Source organism: Novosphingobium subterraneum (assembly GCF_000807925.1).
GTDB lineage: Bacteria > Pseudomonadota > Alphaproteobacteria > Sphingomonadales > Sphingomonadaceae > Novosphingobium > Novosphingobium subterraneum.
The window spans coordinates 37,774-56,351 of sequence record NZ_JRVC01000008.1; the positions used below are offsets into that span (position 1 = coordinate 37,774).

14 protein-coding genes are annotated in these 18,578 nt (G+C 60.8%); 10 read left to right on the forward strand and 4 right to left on the reverse strand.

Annotated features, from left to right (window positions below; all coding sequences use genetic code 11):
• The first annotated feature begins 88 nt into the window (after window positions 1-88).
• A complete protein-coding gene (locus tag NJ75_RS09535) occupies window positions 89-1,492 on the forward strand; it encodes an ATP-binding response regulator (protein ID WP_236727108.1) in 1,404 nt (467 codons plus the stop codon).
• Window positions 1,479-2,396, forward strand: a complete 918-nt coding sequence (locus tag NJ75_RS09540; RefSeq protein WP_039333832.1) for a response regulator — start codon at window positions 1,479-1,481, stop codon at window positions 2,394-2,396. Before NJ75_RS09535 ends, NJ75_RS09540 begins: the two co-directional genes overlap by 14 nt.
• Window positions 2,397-2,490: 94 nt before the next feature.
• Here NJ75_RS09540 and NJ75_RS09545 read toward each other — a convergent pair whose 3' ends face one another.
• Window positions 2,491-2,805, reverse strand: coding sequence for a UrcA family protein (locus tag NJ75_RS09545; protein WP_039333834.1), 315 nt, complete (start codon window positions 2,803-2,805; stop codon window positions 2,491-2,493).
• Window positions 2,806-3,269: 464 nt separating this feature from the next.
• Between NJ75_RS09545 and NJ75_RS09550 the strand changes: the two genes are divergently transcribed.
• From NJ75_RS09550 to NJ75_RS09565, 4 genes are all read left to right on the forward strand, one after another.
• Complete coding sequence (locus NJ75_RS09550; RefSeq protein WP_330217047.1) at window positions 3,270-4,253, forward strand: NADPH:quinone oxidoreductase family protein; 984 nt, start codon at window positions 3,270-3,272, stop codon at window positions 4,251-4,253.
• Window positions 4,254-4,642: 389 nt separating this feature from the next.
• Complete coding sequence (locus NJ75_RS09555) at window positions 4,643-6,043, forward strand: aldehyde dehydrogenase (RefSeq protein WP_039333836.1); 1,401 nt, start codon at window positions 4,643-4,645, stop codon at window positions 6,041-6,043.
• A gap of 29 nt (window positions 6,044-6,072) precedes the next feature.
• Window positions 6,073-6,927 (forward strand): p-hydroxycinnamoyl CoA hydratase/lyase, encoded by an 855-nt coding sequence (locus NJ75_RS09560; protein WP_039333838.1) that lies wholly within the window; start codon window positions 6,073-6,075, stop codon window positions 6,925-6,927.
• A gap of 177 nt (window positions 6,928-7,104) precedes the next feature.
• The gene (locus NJ75_RS09565; protein WP_236727109.1) at window positions 7,105-8,454 is read left to right on the forward strand and encodes a M20/M25/M40 family metallo-hydrolase; all 1,350 of its coding nucleotides are present in this window, start codon (window positions 7,105-7,107) and stop codon (window positions 8,452-8,454) included.
• Here NJ75_RS09565 and NJ75_RS09570 read toward each other — a convergent pair.
• Window positions 8,435-9,049: a TetR family transcriptional regulator C-terminal domain-containing protein gene (locus NJ75_RS09570; protein WP_039333842.1), complete on the reverse strand. Its 615-nt coding sequence runs from the start codon at window positions 9,047-9,049 to the stop codon at window positions 8,435-8,437. The two genes, NJ75_RS09565 and NJ75_RS09570, sit on opposite strands and share 20 nt — an antisense overlap.
• Before the next feature lie 60 nt (window positions 9,050-9,109).
• Between NJ75_RS09570 and NJ75_RS09575 the strand changes: the two genes are divergently transcribed.
• Both NJ75_RS09575 and NJ75_RS09580 read left to right on the forward strand, forming a co-directional pair.
• Window positions 9,110-10,291: an aromatic ring-hydroxylating oxygenase subunit alpha gene (locus NJ75_RS09575; RefSeq protein WP_039333844.1), complete on the forward strand. Its 1,182-nt coding sequence runs from the start codon at window positions 9,110-9,112 to the stop codon at window positions 10,289-10,291.
• A gap of 26 nt (window positions 10,292-10,317) precedes the next feature.
• Window positions 10,318-11,919: a phytoene desaturase family protein gene (locus NJ75_RS09580; RefSeq protein ID WP_039333846.1), complete on the forward strand. Its 1,602-nt coding sequence runs from the start codon at window positions 10,318-10,320 to the stop codon at window positions 11,917-11,919.
• Here NJ75_RS09580 and NJ75_RS09585 read toward each other — a convergent pair.
• Complete coding sequence (locus tag NJ75_RS09585; protein WP_039333848.1) at window positions 11,873-13,174, reverse strand: amino acid permease; 1,302 nt, start codon at window positions 13,172-13,174, stop codon at window positions 11,873-11,875. The two genes, NJ75_RS09580 and NJ75_RS09585, sit on opposite strands and share 47 nt — an antisense overlap.
• Before the next feature lie 80 nt (window positions 13,175-13,254).
• On the opposite strand from NJ75_RS09585, the gene NJ75_RS09590 reads away from it, so the two are divergent.
• Window positions 13,255-14,886: a tetratricopeptide repeat-containing sulfotransferase family protein gene (locus NJ75_RS09590; RefSeq protein ID WP_052242307.1), complete on the forward strand. Its 1,632-nt coding sequence runs from the start codon at window positions 13,255-13,257 to the stop codon at window positions 14,884-14,886.
• A 109-nt stretch (window positions 14,887-14,995) separates the two neighbouring features.
• A complete protein-coding gene (locus NJ75_RS09595; RefSeq protein WP_039333850.1) occupies window positions 14,996-17,554 on the forward strand; it encodes a TonB-dependent receptor in 2,559 nt (852 codons plus the stop codon).
• Window positions 17,555-17,575: 21 nt separating this feature from the next.
• Here NJ75_RS09595 and NJ75_RS09600 read toward each other — a convergent pair whose 3' ends face one another.
• Entirely contained in the window at window positions 17,576-18,490 is a 915-nt protein-coding gene (locus NJ75_RS09600; protein ID WP_039333853.1) for a ketopantoate reductase family protein, read from the reverse strand.
• Between the last annotated feature and the right edge of the window lie 88 nt (window positions 18,491-18,578).

Consider the following 18,578-nt stretch of genomic DNA (forward strand, 5'->3'; position numbering starts at 1 on the left):
GCAGACTTCCCGGCGCGGCCGGAGCAGACAAGGGGCACAGGCAGGTCGACGGCTGCACCGGCAGTCGCGAGTGGAAACGCAGGATCAGTTGGCAGAGCTTCGCGCACGCTTGGCTGCGGCCGAAGCGGCCAACGAGGCGAAAAGCCGGTTTCTTGCCAATGTCAGCCACGAAATACGATCGCCGCTCAATGCAATCTATGGCTATGCCCAGCTTGTCGAGCGGGGCGCACAGGTCGATCCGTTGGCGGCCGCGCGTGTCATTCGCCGCAGCGCCGAACATTTGACCAACCTCGTCGAGGGCCTGCTGGATATCGCCTCGGTTGAACAGGGCGTGGTCCGGGTCGATAACGGAGTGATCCGGCTGGGGGCGCTGGTCGAGCAGGTAGCCGAGATGTTTTCGCCACTGGCGGCGCATAAGGGCCTGTCGTTCGTCTGCAGCATACAGGGCCGGCTGCCCGAGTTCGTGCGGCTTGATGAACGGCGCGTACGACAGGCATTGATCAATCTGGTGTCGAACGCGGTAAAGTTCACGCAGCGTGGGGAAATCCGGCTTGTGCTGCGGTGGTCGGGACAGATCGCCACGATCGAAGTTCATGATACCGGTCCCGGCATTGCGCTTGATCGGCAGGAGCAGATCTTTGCGCCTTATGAGCGTGCTGATGCTGCATCCGAGGCCGAGAAGACAGGGGCGGGCCTTGGTCTCGCCATCACGCGCGCTGTCGTGAACATGCTGGGTGGCGACCTCAAGCTGGACAGTGCGGTTGGCCGTGGGAGCTGCTTCACGGTCAAGCTCATGGCGCCGCAGGTTGCGGGAATGGTCGATCATGCGGCCGACAAGGTCCGCCCTGCCGGATACAAGGGGGACCGGCGCGCGATCCTGCTGGTCGACGACGACGCTGATCACCTGTGTGTCTTGCGGACCGTTCTTACCGAGGTCGGCTTCGACGTCGCAGAGGCGGGTGATGGAGCCACGGCGCTGGCACTGGCCGATGCGCAGCCTTTCGACGCCATAATCTGCGATGTCAGCATGCCCGGCATGTCGGGTTGGGATGTCGCGGAACGTCTGCGCGCCATGTGCGGACGCGATCTCAAGATCCTGATGTTGTCCGCCAACGCGTTCGAGCGCCACGGTCTGTCCGGTCAACAAGCCAGCCACGATGCATTTCTGCTCAAGCCAGTGGATCTGGGGTCGCTGCTCGACGCATTGGGGCGCCATCTTCAGCTGGAATGGATCATGCCTGAAGTGCGGGAAACTGGCACTGGCGCGCGTGACAGCGTTCAGGTTTCGGCCGCAACGCGCGAACACGTCGACAGGTTGAAGGCGCTGGTCCAGATCGGTCACGTCAGGGCTCTTGAAGGAGAGATCAAGTCGCTGGCGGCCGCTGATCCTGCTGCAGAAGCGCTAGCCACGCGCCTGTTCGATCATCTCGACCGCTTTGATCTCGCCGGGATCGGAAGGACACTGGAGGACCTGCCCGATGAGTGGCGATAACTTGCGTCGTGATACGGTTCTGGTCGTCGACGACGAGCCGGATTCGCTCCGTTTCCTGACCGATGCACTTGAAGGGGCGGGAATCACGGTGCTGGTTGCCATATCGGGGGGCGCCGCGCTGGACCTGCTTGAGCATGTCGTGCCCGACCTGATCCTGATGGATGCCGTGATGCCGGGAATCGATGGGTTCGCCGCAACCAGGCAGATCAAGGCACGCTCGCAGCTTTCGCACGTGCCGGTGATGTTCATGACCGGGCTTACCGAGAGCGAGCATGTGATCGAAGGGTTCGAAGCTGGTGGCGTCGATTATCTGCGCAAGCCGGTCAACGTGCACGAACTGCTGGCGCGGGTTCGAGTGCATCTGGGCAATGCGCGTGCGATGCAGGCGAGCGCTACCGGCCTCGATGCAACCGGACGGCTGATGATGTCCGTTGATCCCCAGGGCGGTTGCCTCTGGTGCACGCCACTCGCCGAACGCGCCATCCTTCGGGTAAGCCCGGAATGGAGCCGGGAGGAGCGGCAGTTGCCCGATGCGATCCGCCTGCCTTTGCTTCGCGTGCTGGCGCGAAATGCCACGGGGGCATCGGTCCGGATCGAGCAAGGGGAAAGCGCGCTCGAACTGGTCGTGATTGCACAGTACCGCGACAGTGAAGTGCTGATCCGGCTTAACGAACTCAATCCCAAGGCGGACGTGTCCCAATTGCAGCTCAAGCTGGGGTTGACCGACCGCGAGGCCGAAGTGCTGCTCTGGATAAGCTACGGCAAGTCCAACGGGATGATCTCGGAGGTGCTGGCGATCAGCCCGCGTACCGTGCAGAAACACCTCGAACGCATCTACGAGAAGCTAGGCGTAGAGACACGGGCCGCCGCGGCAGCGGTTGCGATCAAGGTGCTCGGCACCTGAAGGTGGAGACGCCGCCGGAAGGGGAAACGATCCTTCAGGCGGCGTTGCGCCCCTGGCCAAGCTTCACGCCAGCGTGAGGCTGGTCCAAGGTCGATCAGCGGCGAGCCATCTTCCCGCTGCGGGCGGCGAGCGCAAGCTCCTGAACCATCGGTTCGACACTCGCAATCGCGGCACGGCGGCACTGATAATCAGGCATCGGTGTGACGATCATGCGGTCAGCCGGATCACAGGCTTCTGCAGCGGCGTCGGCAATGCGGTTCCGAAGACGGCGCATGTCCGAGGCGCGCGACAGGTCGAGGCCGTCGGCCGAGATGGCAATGTTGACGGTCTGTGGGGCAGGTGCGGCAAGAGCGATCTGCGGCGCAGACAGCAAGCCGACCGCCAAAGTGGCGGCGATAAGGGTCTTCATGAGCATTCTCCTGCGTACTGTCTTTATGTGCGGGTACCGTTTTTCGGCCTCGCTTATTTTGGTGGACCGTGCGGTTTTGCCCGGCTTGTTGATCCGTGCATAAAATAGGCTGAGGGCACACGTCGGACAAGCCATTTTTATTGCAAAACCCTTGGATTTACGGGGTTTTCGCTGTTGCCACGCAGCATCTAGGCGGCGGCTGCAACGGAGATTTCATGCACGATTCCTCCACCTGAGAAGGCCGAGTTAGGACGCTTGTTCAAAATTCTTGGCAGAAGTCAGCCATTTGGCGGATGGGCTTCATCAAGATTGCAGAAAGGCGCTGGACCCATGCGCATTAGGCCATTTGCTTTGTGCGCTGCAGCAATGGCGCAGGAAATTTTATTGGTGATCGGTCAAGAAGTGGCAGTTGGAGAGCCCATCGGAATGCGTCACGCTCTGCCGGGGAGATGGAGATGACCAGAATGATGCGAGCGCTGCAGGTCCAGAATCTGAGCGCCGACCTGTCCGGTGTTAGCATTGTGGATACCGCGATTCCGGAGCCGCAGTCGGACGAGGTCTTGTTACGGATCGAAGCCGCGGCGCTTGGATTTCCCGATCTTCTGATGACCCGCGGGGAGTATCAGGCAAAACCGGCCTTGCCATTCATTCCGGGCATGGAAGCTGCGGGCGTAGTGGTTCGGGCGAAAAGCGATGGGCCTTGGCGCGAAGGCGACCGTGTGATTGCAGGGATGCTCACCGGTGGGGTCGCCCAATTCGGGTGTTTTCCCGAAGGAGCTCTCCTCAGGCTGCCAGACCGGCTGTCGATGGCCCAGGGCGCGGCCTTGCGGGCTGCCTACCTGACTGCCTGGGTGGCACTAGTATGTCGTGGAGTGGCGCAGGCAGGCGAATGGTTGTTGGTGCACGGGGCGGCTGGCGGCGTGGGACTGGCTGCCGTCGATCTTGGGGTGGCTCTTGGCCTGAAGGTCATTGCCGTGGCCTCCACGCAGGAAAAACGGGAAGCGATCGGCGGTCTCTACAAGCCCGCCCACGTTATCGACGGCAGCGCGGGCTTCCGTGAGCAGGTGCTGACCATTACAGGCGGCAGAGGCGTGGACCTCGTCTACGACCCCGTCGGTGGAGACGTGTTCGATGAATCGACGCGCTGCATCGCGTTCGACGGTCGGTTGCTGGTTGTCGGCTTTGCGGCCGGCCGGATTCCGCAGATCGGTGCGAACATTCCTCTCATCAAGGGGTTCTCGGTGGTCGGCGTCAGGGCAGGGGAATATGGGCGCCGCTTCCCCGATCGAGGCAGGGAGAACATCGCGCATATCCTGGAATTTGCGGATCAAGGCAGGATCAAACCCCACGTCCACGCCGCCTTCCCCTTGGATGACTGGAAGCTCGCGTTCCAGGGCATGGAGGAACGCAGTGTCATCGGGCGGAGTGTCGTCCTGCCACACGGGTGACGTGGGACACGTAGCGCGAGGGCTACACAAAGACAAAAAATGGGCCGCACCGTTGTCGGCGCGGCCCTGAAAAGTTTGGGAGAGGATGCCTGAAAGGCCTTTCCGAAATGGGGGAACTGCGCTCTGTGTGCAAGTGCGAAAGCCACATGTCTAGTTGCGTTTATTGCAACTGAGTGTGTGAGTGCGCGCATTTGTGTACGGGATTGCCCGGCCTCGAAGGCCCAGATTTCTTGGGGATTTCACTGCGTCGTCTCCAAGCTGTTCATCCTGCCCCCAAGCACTGAAGATGCATTCCCTGCACAAAAGATCAGGTGCGGGGTTTTGCAAATGACCTGTTGCGACCACAGACATTGATTGCTATAACCCATAACATAAATGGGAGAGAGCACATGCTGTTTGAGCGCATCAATCCAATGACTGGCGCGGTAGCTTCGACGGCCGAAGCCATGCAGTCGTCGGATATTCCTGCAATCACCGCGCGTGCAGCTTCAGCATTTCCAGCTTGGGCGGCCATGGGGCCCAATGCCCGGCGCGCTGTATTGATGAAGGCGGCTGCTGCGCTCGAGAGCCGCGCCGATGCCTTCGTCGAGGCGATGATGGGCGAGATCGGGGCGACCAAGGGCTGGGCGCTCTTCAACCTCGGGCTGGCCGCAAGCATGGTGCGTGAAGCCGCCGCCCTGACGACCCAGATTTCGGGTGAGGTCATCCCTTCGGACAAACCTGGCTGCGTGGCCATGGCCTTGCGCGAACCGGTCGGGGTGATCCTCGGCATCGCACCGTGGAATGCGCCGATCATTCTGGGCGTTCGCGCCATCGCCGTGCCCCTCGCCTGCGGCAACGCTGTGATACTCAAGGCCTCGGAGCAGTGCCCGCGTACGCACGCCCTGATTATCGAAGCCTTTGCCGAGGCTGGCTTCCCGGAAGGTGTGGTCAATGTCGTCACCAATGCCCCGAAGGATGCGGCCGACGTCGTCGGGGCACTGATCGACGCGCCGCAGGTGAAGCGCATCAACTTTACCGGGTCTACGGCTGTGGGCAGGATCATCGCGGTTCGCGCGGCGCAGCATCTCAAGCCCTGCCTGCTGGAATTGGGCGGGAAGGCCCCGTTGATCGTTCTGGACGATGCCGACCTTGATGAAGCCGTAAAGGCAGCTGCGTTCGGCGCGTTTATGAACCAGGGTCAGATCTGCATGTCGACCGAACGCATCATCGTGGTTGATTCTGTTGCGGACGCCTTCGCCGAGAAGTTCAAGGCAAAGGTAGCCGCCATGCCGGTAGGTGATCCGCGCGAGGGGACGACGCCGCTGGGTGCGGTGGTGGACGCAAAGACAGTCGCACACTGCAAGAGCCTGATCGACGATGCGCTTGCCAAGGGAGCGCAACTGCTGACCGGGGGCGAGACCACGCACAATGTCTTGATGCCGGCGCATGTCGTCGCGGGCGTCACCCAGGACATGAAGCTGTTCCGCGACGAAAGCTTTGGTCCGGTCGTTGGCGTTATCCGTGCGCGCGATGAAGCTCATGCCATCGAACTGGCAAACGACACCGAGTATGGTTTGTCGGCCGCAGTCTTCACCCGCGACACGGCACGCGGCCTGCGCGTGGCGCGGCAGATCAAGTCTGGCATCTGCCATGTGAACGGCCCCACCGTGCATGACGAGGCGCAAATGCCTTTCGGCGGCGTCGGGGCGTCTGGATACGGGCGGTTCGGTGGCAAAGCCGGCATCGACAGTTTCACCGAGCTGCGCTGGATCACGATGGAGACGCAGCCCGGCCATTATCCCATCTGAATTTGCACGATTGCCCTAGAGGAAAGACCATGACCGAACAGCAGAAGATCGAGCGTGCGGAAGAAGATACCGTCGCTTTCACCGTGGAAGACGGCATTGCCTGGGTGAAATTCAACCGCCCGGAAAAGCGCAACTGCATGAGCCCTAAGCTTAATCGCCGGATGAAGGCGGTGCTTGAGGAACTTGAGTTCCGCGACGATGTGAAGGTTCTGGTGCTGACCGGCGAGGGTGATGCCTGGACCGCAGGAATGGATCTCAAGGAGTACTTCCGCGAGACCGAGGCTCAGGGGCTTGGAGCGGTGCGCAAGTCACAGCGCGAGAGCTATGGCTGGTTCGAGCGTCTGCGCTGGTACGAGAAGCCGACCATCGCGATGATCAACGGCTGGTGCTTTGGTGGAGGTTACGGCCCTCTGTTTGGCTGCGACATCGCGATCGCAGCTGAAGATGCCCAGTTCGGTCTTTCCGAGATCAACTGGGGTATTCTGCCCGGTGGCGGAGCATCGAAGGTCGCCCAGGAACTGATGCCGTTCCGCAAGGCCATGTACCACGCCATGATGGGCGAGAATCTTACCGGCAAGCAGGCCGAAGAACAGGGTCTCGTCACCGAAGCCGTCCCTGCTGACAGGCTGAAGGCGCGCGTTCTGGAGATTTGCGAAGCGCTCAAGAAGAAGGACACGCATGCTCTGCGTGCAACCAAGTGGACGATGCGCCGCATGGTCGACATGACCTACGACAACGGTCTGGAGTACCAGATCCGTGCGCAGGAAGCGCTGCACAGCTTTGGCGGCGCCGCTGCTCGCAAGGAAGCCACGCGCCAGTTCCTGGATGAAAAGAGCTTCAAGCCCGGCCTCGGCACGTTCGACACGAGCAAGGTCAAGGCCTGATCATCTAGACGGGTTTCGGAAGGCCCCGGACGCAATCGCGTCCGGGGCCTTTCTGATTTGATATGCCCAGTAAAAGCGGTTGCCTGTAGTCTCGCAAGAGGTCAGCTTGGCGGAAGAGGAGTCTTGTACATGCCGCCCAAGTTCTGCGTTGTCCTTGCCGCTTCTATTGCGTGCTCCATGCCTGCCGTCGCGAAGGAGCCCACTTATCCAAAGGCCGAGGCTCAGGTACTCGACCTGTCGCAGAAGGCCATTGCCATTCGCTCGGTGCGGGGGGACGGCAACAAGACCATCGATGTCGCCAGGCTTTTCGGTGACGCGCTGGTGGCGGGCGGCTGGAGCACCTCGGATATCGAGATCACGCCGGTGGACGATACCGCCTATATCATCGCGACGTGGAAGGGCAGCAATCCGGCGCTCAAACCTCTGGTGATCTCGGGTCACATGGACGTGGTCGAGGCCAAGCGCGAGGATTGGGAGCGCGATCCTTTCGTGCCAGTGGTTGAGGACGGCATCCTCTATGGCCGTGGCGCGAGCGATATGAAGTTCGACGGGGCGCTGGCCCTTTCGACGCTCATCGAACTGCGCCGACAGGGTTTCAAGCCCAGGCGCACCATCGTCATCGAGTTTTCCGGAGACGAGGAAACGACGATGAAGACCAGCGCGATCATAGCCGAGAAGCTGAAGAACGCGGAATTGGTCATCAATGTTGATGGCGGTGGCGGACTCCTCGACGAGGCGACTGCCAAGCCTCTGTTCTGGACCTGGCAGGGCGCGGAGAAGACCTATGCCGACTATCGGCTGGAGGTGACCAATCCAGGCGGGCACAGTTCCGCGCCCCGGCCGGACAATGCGATCGTGCAACTCTCGCAAGCATTGGTGAAAGTTGGTGCCTACAAGTTCAAGGCCGAGCAGAACGAAATCACCAAGGCCGCGTTCGAGAAGGCAGCGCCATTTACCGAAAAGCCGGAGGTAGCTGCTGCGATGCGCGCCTTTGCGGCCAATCCTGCCGACGAGACGGCCTTGGCTACTCTGCGGGCCGATCCGGCCATGGTCGGACTGGTTGGCACTACATGTGTGCCGACGATGCTGGGCGGTGGGCACGCGGAAAATGCCCTGCCGCAGCGGGCCTTCGCCAACATCAACTGCCGCATCTTCCCGGGCCATTCCAAGGAAGAGATCATGGCGGAACTGGTCAAGGTCATTGGTGATCCGGTGGTAAAGGTCACCGATGTCACGGTCGGGTCGGTGGCTTCGCCGGCATCGCCGCTACGGCCTGATCTTATGGCCGCAGTGGCGAAGGCGATGGCCAAGGCCTATCCCGGTGTGCCGTTGATCCCCTCGCAATCATCTGGGGCATCTGATTCAATGTGGTTCCGCGCTGTCGGCGTGCCGAGCTACGGCCTGAGTCCGACGTTTGCGAAGGACTCGGAGTCGTTCGCCCATGGCCTCAATGAGCGGACCCGCCTCTCCAACATCCGTCCGGGGATCACCTATTACTTGAGCCTGATCACCGACCTGACGAAGTGATGGATGCGAGGAAGCCGCGGGCGATGTCCCGCGCTTCTCCGGCTGTGAAACACCCGGGCGACAGGCACAGCTCGAGCCAGAGCCCGTCCACCAGCGCCGTGACCGCTATGGCGTGTCGACGGCGTGCCGAGACCGGCACGCCGCAATCTCCTAACAGGGCTTCGAGCCGGGCGCGGTAAAGGGCGTATTGCTCGTCATGCTGACGAGCAATGTCCTTGCGTGCCGTGACAAGGCTCCAGAACGCGATCCACGTGGCCAGCAGAGCCGTATCTGCAATCGGCGGCGCAAAGGAGGCCATGACGAAAGCTTCCAACCTGTCCTGAGGCGCGGGACCGGCCTCGGCGACTGCAAGGTCGAGCGCTTCGGCAACACGGCGATCGACATGTTCGTACGTTGCGGCAACAAGCGCATCAACGCCACCGAAGTAGTGACCCACGAGGCCGACCGAGGCACCTGCTTCCTGCGCAATGGCACGGACGCTCGCCCCGGCTGCCCCGTTGCGGGCAAGCACGCGGGCACAAGCTTCGATAAGGCTCAAGCGCCGGACGTCGGGTTCTGTGCGACGGAACGCGGGGGATGCTGCTGCTTCGCTCATCTCTTGAACAATCTGCCCGTTGTTGTACGATTGTTCAACAGACAATCTGGATTCGGGTTCATGGGCGATCTATCCGGCGCATTCCGCCATATCTCATCGGACGAAGTCGATCCTGACGCGGACTGGAGCCTGCCGGGCTGGCTCTATACCGATCCGGAGTACTTTGCCGTCGAGATGGAGCGGGTGATCCGGCCGTCGTGGCAGATCGTCTGCCATGAAGGCGACATTGCCGCTGCCGGAGAATACCGGACGCTGGATTACCTGAACGAAAGCGTAATCGCGATCCGAGGAGACGATGGCGTCATCCGCGCCTTCACCAACGTCTGCCGCCACCGCGCCATGCGTCTTGTCGAGGGCCCTGCAGGTTGTGCCAGAAAGCTGGTCTGCCCCTATCACGCCTGGACATTCGAGCCTGACGGACGGCTTTCGGGCGTGCCCATGAAGTCGGATTACCCGGCGCTGAAACTCGAAGATAATGGCCTAGTGCCGGTTGCGGTCGAGATCTGGCGTGGTTTTGTGTTCGTGCGTCTGGTTGATGCAGGCTTCCCGAGCGTCGCTGAAATGATGGCGCCGTTCGAGGAAGAGGTTGAGCCTTATCGGTTTGAGGATATGCGCCGCATCGGCGACGTGCGCCTGCGCGAGAGGCAGGTGAACTGGAAGAACGTTGGCGATAATTATTCCGACAACTTGCACATCCCGGTTGCGCACGATGGCCTGACGCGCATTTTCGGGAAATCGTACGAGATCTCCGACCACGGCTGGGTTGACCGGATGAAGGGCGATCTTGTCGACAAGCCTTCGGCGAATTTCTGGGAACGGTTCTATCAGACGCACCTGCCAGAAGTGCCGCATCTTCCGCAGCAATCGCAGCGCCGGTGGCTGTATTACAAGCTCTGGCCGAACATGGCGTTCGATATCTATGCCGACCAGATTGATTTCATGCAGTGGTTGCCGTTGACGCCCACGACTTCGGTGCTGCGCGAGATGTGTTTTGCGCTACCGGACGAACGCCGAGAGATGAAGCTGGTGCGCTATGCAAATTGGCGGATCAACCGGGTGGTCAATGCAGAAGATACCTGGCTGATCGAACGGATTCAGCAGGGCATGGCGTCGAACTCCTACGGGGCAGGGCCGATTGGCAAGAGCGAAGTGTGCCTGCGCAGCTTCGCCCGCAAAATCCGCGCGATCACGCCCGAGGCGCGACTGCACAGGGCTCCGTCGGCTGGCTGGTCGAAGAAGTAATCACGAGGGTTTCGGGGAATTATCGCATGTCCAACCGTTACGACGCACTGATCATCGGCGGCGGCCATAATGGCCTGGTCTGCGCATTCTATCTCGCCAGGGCGGGAATGAAGGTGCGCGTGCTGGAACGTCGCGACATTGTCGGTGGCGCAGCAGTCACCGAGGAATTCCACCCCGGCTTCCGCAACTCGACCGCGAGCTACACTGTCAGCCTGCTGCGGCCCAAGGTGATCGCAGACATGAAGCTCCACGATCATGGCTATCGCGTGATCGAGCGGACAATCAGCAACTTCTTTCCGTTTCCCGATACGTACCTCAAGCTGGGTGGCGGGCCGGGGCGCACGGAGACAGAGTTCGCGCGCTTTTCCACGAAGGATGCCGAGGCCTATCCCAGATACGACGCCGCGCTGGAAAAGGTCGCCAACGTGCTGCGCGACATTTCGCTGCAGACGCCGCCGAATGTTGGTGGCGGCATTGCTGCGCTGAAGTCTGCTGCAATGCAGGGGTGGCCGATCGCCAAGCTCGACATGGCAACGCAGCGTGACCTGCTGGACATCTTCACCAAGTCGGCGCGCGATTTCCTTGATGGCTGGTTCGAGGACGATCACGTCAAGTCGGCATTCGCGTTTGACGCGGTGGTGGGCAACTATGCTGGCGTTTCGACGCCCGGCTCTGCCTATGTGCTGCTCCACCATGTCTTTGGCGAGGTAAACGGCAAGCTGGGCGCCTGGGGCCATTCTGTCGGCGGCATGGGCGCGATCACGCAGGCGATGGCCAAGGCCTGTGCCGAGGTCGGCGTCGAGATCAGCCTTGAAGCACCGGTTTCCAAGGTGCTGGTCAGCAACGGCAAGGCTGCGGGCGTGAAGCTGGAAGGTGGCGAAGAGCTTTACGCGCCGATCGTCGCTGCCAATGTCGGCCCCGCGCTGCTCTACCGGCAACTGGTCGACTCCTCGGATCTCGATGAGGACTTCAACCGCCGGATAAAGGGCTACAAGACCGGTTCCGGCACCTTCCGCATGAATGTCGCGTTATCCGAACTGCCGGATTTCACTGTGCTGCCCGGCAAGGAACAGGCCGAACATCACACGGCCGGAATCATCATCGCGCCAGGCATGGATTACATGGATCAGGCCTTCATCGATGCCCAGCAGCACGGCTGGTCGAAGAAGCCGATCGTGGAGATCAAGATCCCGAGCACCGTCGACGACAGTCTGGCGCCTCCGGGGCAGCACGTAGCGAGCCTGTTCTGCCAGCAGTTCGATCCGAACATTGATTGGGATGCGCATCGCGAAGAAGTGGCGGACCTGATCATCGATACGGTCACCGAGCATGCGCCGAACTTCAAGGGTGCAGTCATCGCACGGCAGATACATTCGCCTTTGGACCTGGAGCGCAAGTTCGGGCTTATCGGGGGCGACATCTTCCACGGCACCATGGGCCTCGATCAGCTTTGGGCTGCGCGCCCGGTGCTTGGTCATGGTGACTATCGTTCGCCGATCAAGGGCCTCTACATGTGCGGATCGGGAACCCACCCGGGGGGCGGCGTGACCGGAGCGCCCGGCCACAACGCGGCGCACGAGATCATCCGTGACCGTTCAGTGCTGTGGAAGCTGCTGCATCGCTCCTGACCCAGAGATAGACCGGCAAGCCGAGCGCAATGAAGCCCGCGCCATAAGAGAGGGCTTCGCCGCCGAGGCCCCATGCCGCCCAGGCAATGAAGCCTGCTCCGATGAGAGCTGCGACGGCCAGAATGCGCTCGCCCGGTAGCAGGCGCACGGCCGAGAGCATGGCGAGGAAATAGGACAGCATGCCGGCGGCGAGGCTTACGGAGGCGATGAATGCGAAGAGGTCTCCCATCCCGCGACCGAAGTTCAGCAAGGTCACGATGCTCAGCAAGACACTTGAAACCAGGTGCGAGCGTACCGGTGTGCCGCGGGACCCTTCTGTTGCGAACCAGCGCGGGAAGACGCCGCCCTTCGCCATAGCCCAAGGCACTTCGCCTTGAAGAAGGATGAAACCATTGAGCGTGCCGAACGCGCTGATCGCGGCGAAGACTGCGACGATCTGACCCACACCGGACCCGAAGAACCGCGCGAGAAAATCGGCCACTGGCGCAGGAGATGCGGCGGCAGCTTGCATGGGCATGTAAAGTGCGAAGGCGGTGGAAATGCCGATGTAGACGAACCCGGTCAGTGCGACGCCGATTAGTGTGGCGCGCGGGACGACCGAGGCGGCGTTCTCCACCTTGTCAGCAGGGACGGTTGCTGACTCAAGGCCGAGGAAGCCCCAGAAGGTGAGGCCAGCTGCCGCTGCAACCACCGTGCCTGACAGCGGCACCGCAGGCTGCACTGCACGGGGGGCGCCAGTAAGCAGCAACCACAGAGTCAGGCCAATAAGGCCAACCAGCGGCACCAGTTTGAGTACCGTGGTGACAACCGATACATCGCCAGCGGCGCGGACACCCCGAATGTTGACCGCGGTGAGCAACCACACGCACCCGACGGAGATGATCGCAGGAAACCCGGGAACGCGGCCCATGACGGGAAAGATCAGGCTCAGGTTGGATACGACCGCGACTGCTACGGCGCCGTTGCCCGCCCAGATCATTGTCCAATACGACCAGGCAGTTACAAAGCCTCCAACCGGTCCGAATGCGGTCTGCGCATACGCATAGGGTCCTCCCGCCAACGGCAGGCGTGCCCCAAGGCGGGCAAAGGTGAAAGCAAGGCACAGCGCACCGGCGATCGTCACCGCCCAGCCAATCAACTGGTTTTGACCCAGGGGTGCAAGCGTTGCGGGCAGGATGTAGATTCCCGAACCGATCATGTTGCCAACGACCAGCGCCAGCGTCATCCAGAAGCCCAGCTTGCGCGTCGCGATCATTGGCAACTGGTTCCCTTCATTGTGCTTGGGTGAAGACTAGCGCTTGATCGCGAGGCGTCACCATGTTTGTGATGCAGTTGATGACCAATGTGACCACGTCTTCGCCGCGCATTGCTGCACCGGTCTACGATCCCCGGCTTGTCCGTGCGGCAGTCGCCATGAACGAGAACGACTTGCCAACGGCCGAGCCGCTTCTGCGGTCGCTGCTGAAGGACGATCCCTTCGATGTCCGCGCCATCCGACTGTTTGCCGAACTGGCGGGACGTATCGGGCGCTATAATGACGCAGAGAACCTGTTGCGCAGGGCAATCGAGCTTGCTCCGCAGTTCACGGCAGCAAAGGCGAACCTCGCCTTGGTCCTCTACCGCACAAATCGTGCGCCCGAGGCGTTGGAAGAGCTCGCAAAAGTCACGGCTGACGATCCGGACAACGCCGGGCACGCCAACTTGCAGGCAGCTGCCTATGGCCGCATAGGCGAGTTCGACGAGGCTCTTGCGCTCTACCAACAAGTGCTGAGGCAAGCGCCCAACCAGCCCCGCGTCTGGATGAGCTATGGTCATATGCTCAAGACCGTTGGGCGGCAGGCGGAGGGTATCGCCGCCTACCGCAAGGCCATCGAACTTCTGCCAGTGCTTGGAGAGGCCTGGTGGAGCCTTGCAAATTTGAAGACGGTGAAGTTTAGCAATGACGACATGGCGGCCATGCAGCAGGCACTGGCGCGGACGGACCTCACTGCGGAAGATCGTTGGCATCTCGATTTCGCGCTGGGCAAGGCTTTCGAGGATCGAGGAGAGGCGGAGGCGTCGTTTGCGCACTACGCTGCGGGCAACGAATTGCGTCGTCGCCGGATGCCATATCGGGCCGAAGATACGACCCAGAACGTGAATGCTGCGATCGCAGCTTTTACGCCGGCTGTCGTCGCTGGATTGCAGGGGAAGGGGTGCACGGCGCCTGATCCAATCTTCGTTCTTGGCATGCCCCGCGCGGGCTCGACGCTGATCGAACAGATTCTGTCCAGTCACTCGCAGGTGGAAGGTACGAGTGAACTCTCCGACATCGGCTTCCTTGCACGTAGTGTCGAAGGCTATCCCGAAACGCTGTCAGCTCTCGATGGTGACGAACTGCGCAAGCTTGGGGAAGCCTATCTTTCGCGGACCCGGGTGCAACGGCATACGGCACGGCCATTGTTCATCGACAAGATGCCGAACAACTGGCTGCATGTGCCCTTTATCCATGCGATCCTGCCGAACGCCAGGATTATCGATGCCCGTCGTCATCCGCTCGCCTGCTGCTTCTCGAACTTCAAGCAGCATTTCGCGCGGGGGCAGGGCTTCAGTTATTCGCTGGATGACATGGGCCGCTATTACCGCGACTATGTGCGGGCGATGGCGCACTTTGATCAGGTGCTCCCGGGCGTCGTGCACAGAGTGATATACGAGCGGATGGTAGAGCAGACGGAAGCCGAAGTTAGGGCTCTGCTGGCCCATTGCGGCTTGCCATTCGAGGAGTCCTGTCTCGCGTTCCATGAGACCGAACGCGCAGTGAGGACTGCAAGTTCGGAACAGGTGCGTCGCCCGATTTTTCGCGATGGAACAGAGGCATGGAAGCCTTTCGAGCAATGGTTGGAGCCTCTCAGATCGGTGTTGGGTGACGTTCTCGAGGCCTATCCGGATGCGCCGGCAGACTTCGGAACCGACATCGTTGTAAATTAGCCACGCTTGCAGGGTTAACGCTCGCTTCGTGCAGTATCCTGCTTGACGATAAGGATCGCGGAAGAGCAGCATCGTCGCGCAAAACAGAAACATGAGGGTAAATTCTGCTATGCGCGGGCACACCAAGATCAATCGTCGTACGCAGTTGGCCAAGGTTCTCATGTTGGCGGGGGCGGCAGTTAGTTTCCCGGCGATGGCGCAGGAAGCACAGACGGATGCTGCGGAATCCGACCCCAACGTCATCATCGTTACCGCGCAAAAGCGCAGCGAGAACCTGCAAAACGTGCCCATTTCGATCCAGGCGCTTGGCACGCAGAAGCTGGAGCAGCTCGGGGTCGCCAGCTTCACCGACTATGCGCAGCAGCTGCCATCGGTCACGTTCCAGGCGCTCGGCGGAACGCCAGGTACGAACGTTGTCTACATGCGCGGTGTGGCCTCGGGCGGCGATGGCAATCACTCTGGCTCGCTGCCGTCGGTCGGGGTCTATCTCGACGAGCAACCGGTTACCACCATCGGCGGCAACCTTGACGTGCATGTCTATGACATCGCCCGCATCGAAAGCCTCTCTGGCCCGCAGGGCACGCTTTACGGGGCATCGTCCGAGGCGGGGACAATTCGCATCATCACCAACAAGCCCGATACGTCCGGCTTCTACGGCAGCGTCGACGGCGAGGTGAACACGGTCCACAAGGGCGGACAGGGCTACAAGCTCGAAGGCATGATCAACGCGCCGCTGTCCTCGAACGCGGCTTTGCGTGTGGTGGGCTGGTATCAGCGCGATGCCGGCTTCATCGATAATGTGCCAGGCACGCGCACGTTCTGCGGCACGCCGACATTCGACGACGAAGATAACATCAACGGCTGCATCAAGGATGGCGTCAGCGTCAACAACGCGGCCTTCGTCAAGAAGGACTACAATTACACCGACATCTACGGTGGCCGCGCTGCGCTCAAGGTCGATCTGGACGAAAACTGGACCGTCACGCCGCAGTTCATGTACCAGGAAACCAAGAGCCGCGGGTCTTATGGATATGATCCGTCGGTCGGTGATCTTCAGGTGCAGCACTTCTTCCCGGAGTTCCGCAACGACAAGTTCTGGCAGGCTGCGCTGACGATCGAGGGCAAGTTTGGCAACTGGGACGTGACTTACGCAGGCGCGTATCTTGATCGCAAGACCTTCCAGTCAAGCGATTATACCGACTATTCGGAAGCTTACGATTCGCTGTATGAATCCGTTGGCGGCTTGGCCAACTACTTCTATTATCAGGACTCTCTCGGAAACACGATTGATCCTCGGCAGAACGTGATCGGCACCGATCACTTCAAGAAATTCAGTCAGGAGTTTCGGGTCGCTTCCCCTTCGACAGAGGCCTTTCGTTTCGTTGGGGGCCTGTTCTATCAGTATCAGTCCAACCTCATTCATCAGGACTACAAGATCAACAATCTTGGTCCGCTTGTTTCGGTGAATGGCTTCCCGGGCACGCTCTGGCTCACGCAACAGAAGCGCGTCGACAAAGACTATGCGATGTTCGGGGAGTTCAGTCTGGACTTGTCACCGACGGTGACGCTGACAGCAGGTGGCCGCGCCTTTATCTATGACAACTCGTTGATCGGTTTCTTCGGCTTCGGCAGGAATCCCGGCAGCGACTTCAACGACACTCCGTTCAATGGTGCCGGCAGCTTCGCCACAGGCGTAGGTAGTTGCTTCACAAGCAACGGCGAACGCCTGTTCACCAAGGACGAGAACGGTGATTGGCAGCGTACCGGCTCGGGCACATTGTTGCCGGCTGTCGTTGCGGGTAGTCCCTGCAACAATCTCGGGCGCGTCATCAATGGTGAGGTCAAGCCGGTCAGGGCGATCGGTTCGGGCGGTACATACCGCTTCAATGCAACTTGGAAGCCGAACAGCGACGTGCTGGCTTACGCTACGGTGTCACGCGGATTTCGTCCGGGCGGCATCAACCGCAGAGGCGACTTCGGCGCTTATCAGCCCGATTACCTTACCAACTACGAACTTGGCTTCAAAACGACGCTGGCGAACGGCCTGCTACGCCTGAATGGTGCGGTTTATCAGCAGGACTGGAAGAATTTCCAGTTCTCTTACCTTGGCCCAAACAGCTTCACAATCATCACCAATGGTCCGAATGCGCGGATTCGTGGCTTTGACTTAGATGCAGCGATTTCGCTGGATCGCCTGAGCATCAATCTGTCCGGTGCCTATACCGACGCGAAAATCCGCAACAATCTTTGCGCAGCCATTGATCCTACCTTCACCTGCTCCGACCCCGATAATTCGCTGCAGGCGCCGGCAGGAACCCGCCTTCCGATTACTCCGCAGTGGAAGATGAGCGGAACCGCACGCTACACGGTACCGATGGGCGAGGGCAAGGTCTACGGACAAGTCAACGCGACGTACCAAAGTTCCGCAAGCTCGGACCTTCGCGTTGATTTTGCAGCGGCGCAGGGGCGGCTAGAGGGCTTTGGCCAAGTCAATCTTGCGATCGGGGGTGAGTGGTCGAGTTATTCGATCGAAGCCTTTGTACGCAATTTGACCGACGAACGTGGCCAATTGTCGCGCTTCGTTCAGTGCGGCGCCTGCACGCAGCGTCCCTACATCGTGCCTACAACGCCGCGCATGTTCGGGCTGCGGGCCGGCGCAAAGTTCTGACAATGCGCCGCCCGGTCGGGATCAAATCCGGCCGGGCTCGCCCATCCTGACAAGTTCGGCGAGTGCCTCGGTAACCGGGGCGGCAAGTCCTGCTCGTTTTGCTGCTGCAATGATCTGACCGTTGATCGCCTCTATCTCCGTTGTGCGACCTGCCTGTCTGTCTTGTAGCATGGACGGCTTGTGCGCCCGGTGGTTGGTGAGCGCGAAATCGGTCTTGGCCAGGAGGCGGTCCCTATCCATCCGGATGCCCTGCGCGTTCGCCACTGCGATCGTCTCGTCGATTACTGCTGTGGCAACTCTTCGGCCTTCCGGGGAATCGAGGCCACCAACAGGACGTTCGAGGATGGTCGCAAGCGCGTTCAGTGCGGCATTGAAGGCTGCCTTCTCCCAGATTGCTGCAAGCACGAGGGGATCATGCTGCGCCTGCATTGCTGCAGCATTGAGACATTTGACAGCTTCGACTGCCGAGCTTTGTCCACCTGCCGTGAACGATCCAAGCCAGACGTGGCCCGTCCCGTGCGCCGCCACGGCGTTGGGAGGGGACAGGTCCGCTGGCCAGTCTGTCACGCCGACAAGCGTACGGTCTGGCGTGAACACCTCCGAAATGGCCTCGGCATTTCCCAAGCCATTTTGAAGGGTCAATGCACAGCAATGCCCGTCTGCAAGGTGGGCAACGGATTGAATCGCAGCACGACTGTGCATGGCCTTTGTGAAAAGCAGCAACAGATCTGCGTTGGGTGCGCCGGCTGCCAGGGCAGTGCCTACGTCCACCACGCCGTTGCCGCATTCGTCGTGGAGTTCGACGCCCCTTTTTGCAATCTGCTCGAGGCGGTCCGCATCGATGTCCACCAAGGTGACCATTTTTCCTGCACGGGCCAGACGTCCGGCGAAAAGACATCCCATGGCTCCCGCACCTACCACCACCACTCGTTCCATGTTCCCTCCCAAGCGGGGTGGGCTTACAAAGTGTGCCCAACTCCGTTTCACTTACGGGGGGCAGCAAGATATAACAATTGTGCGCATG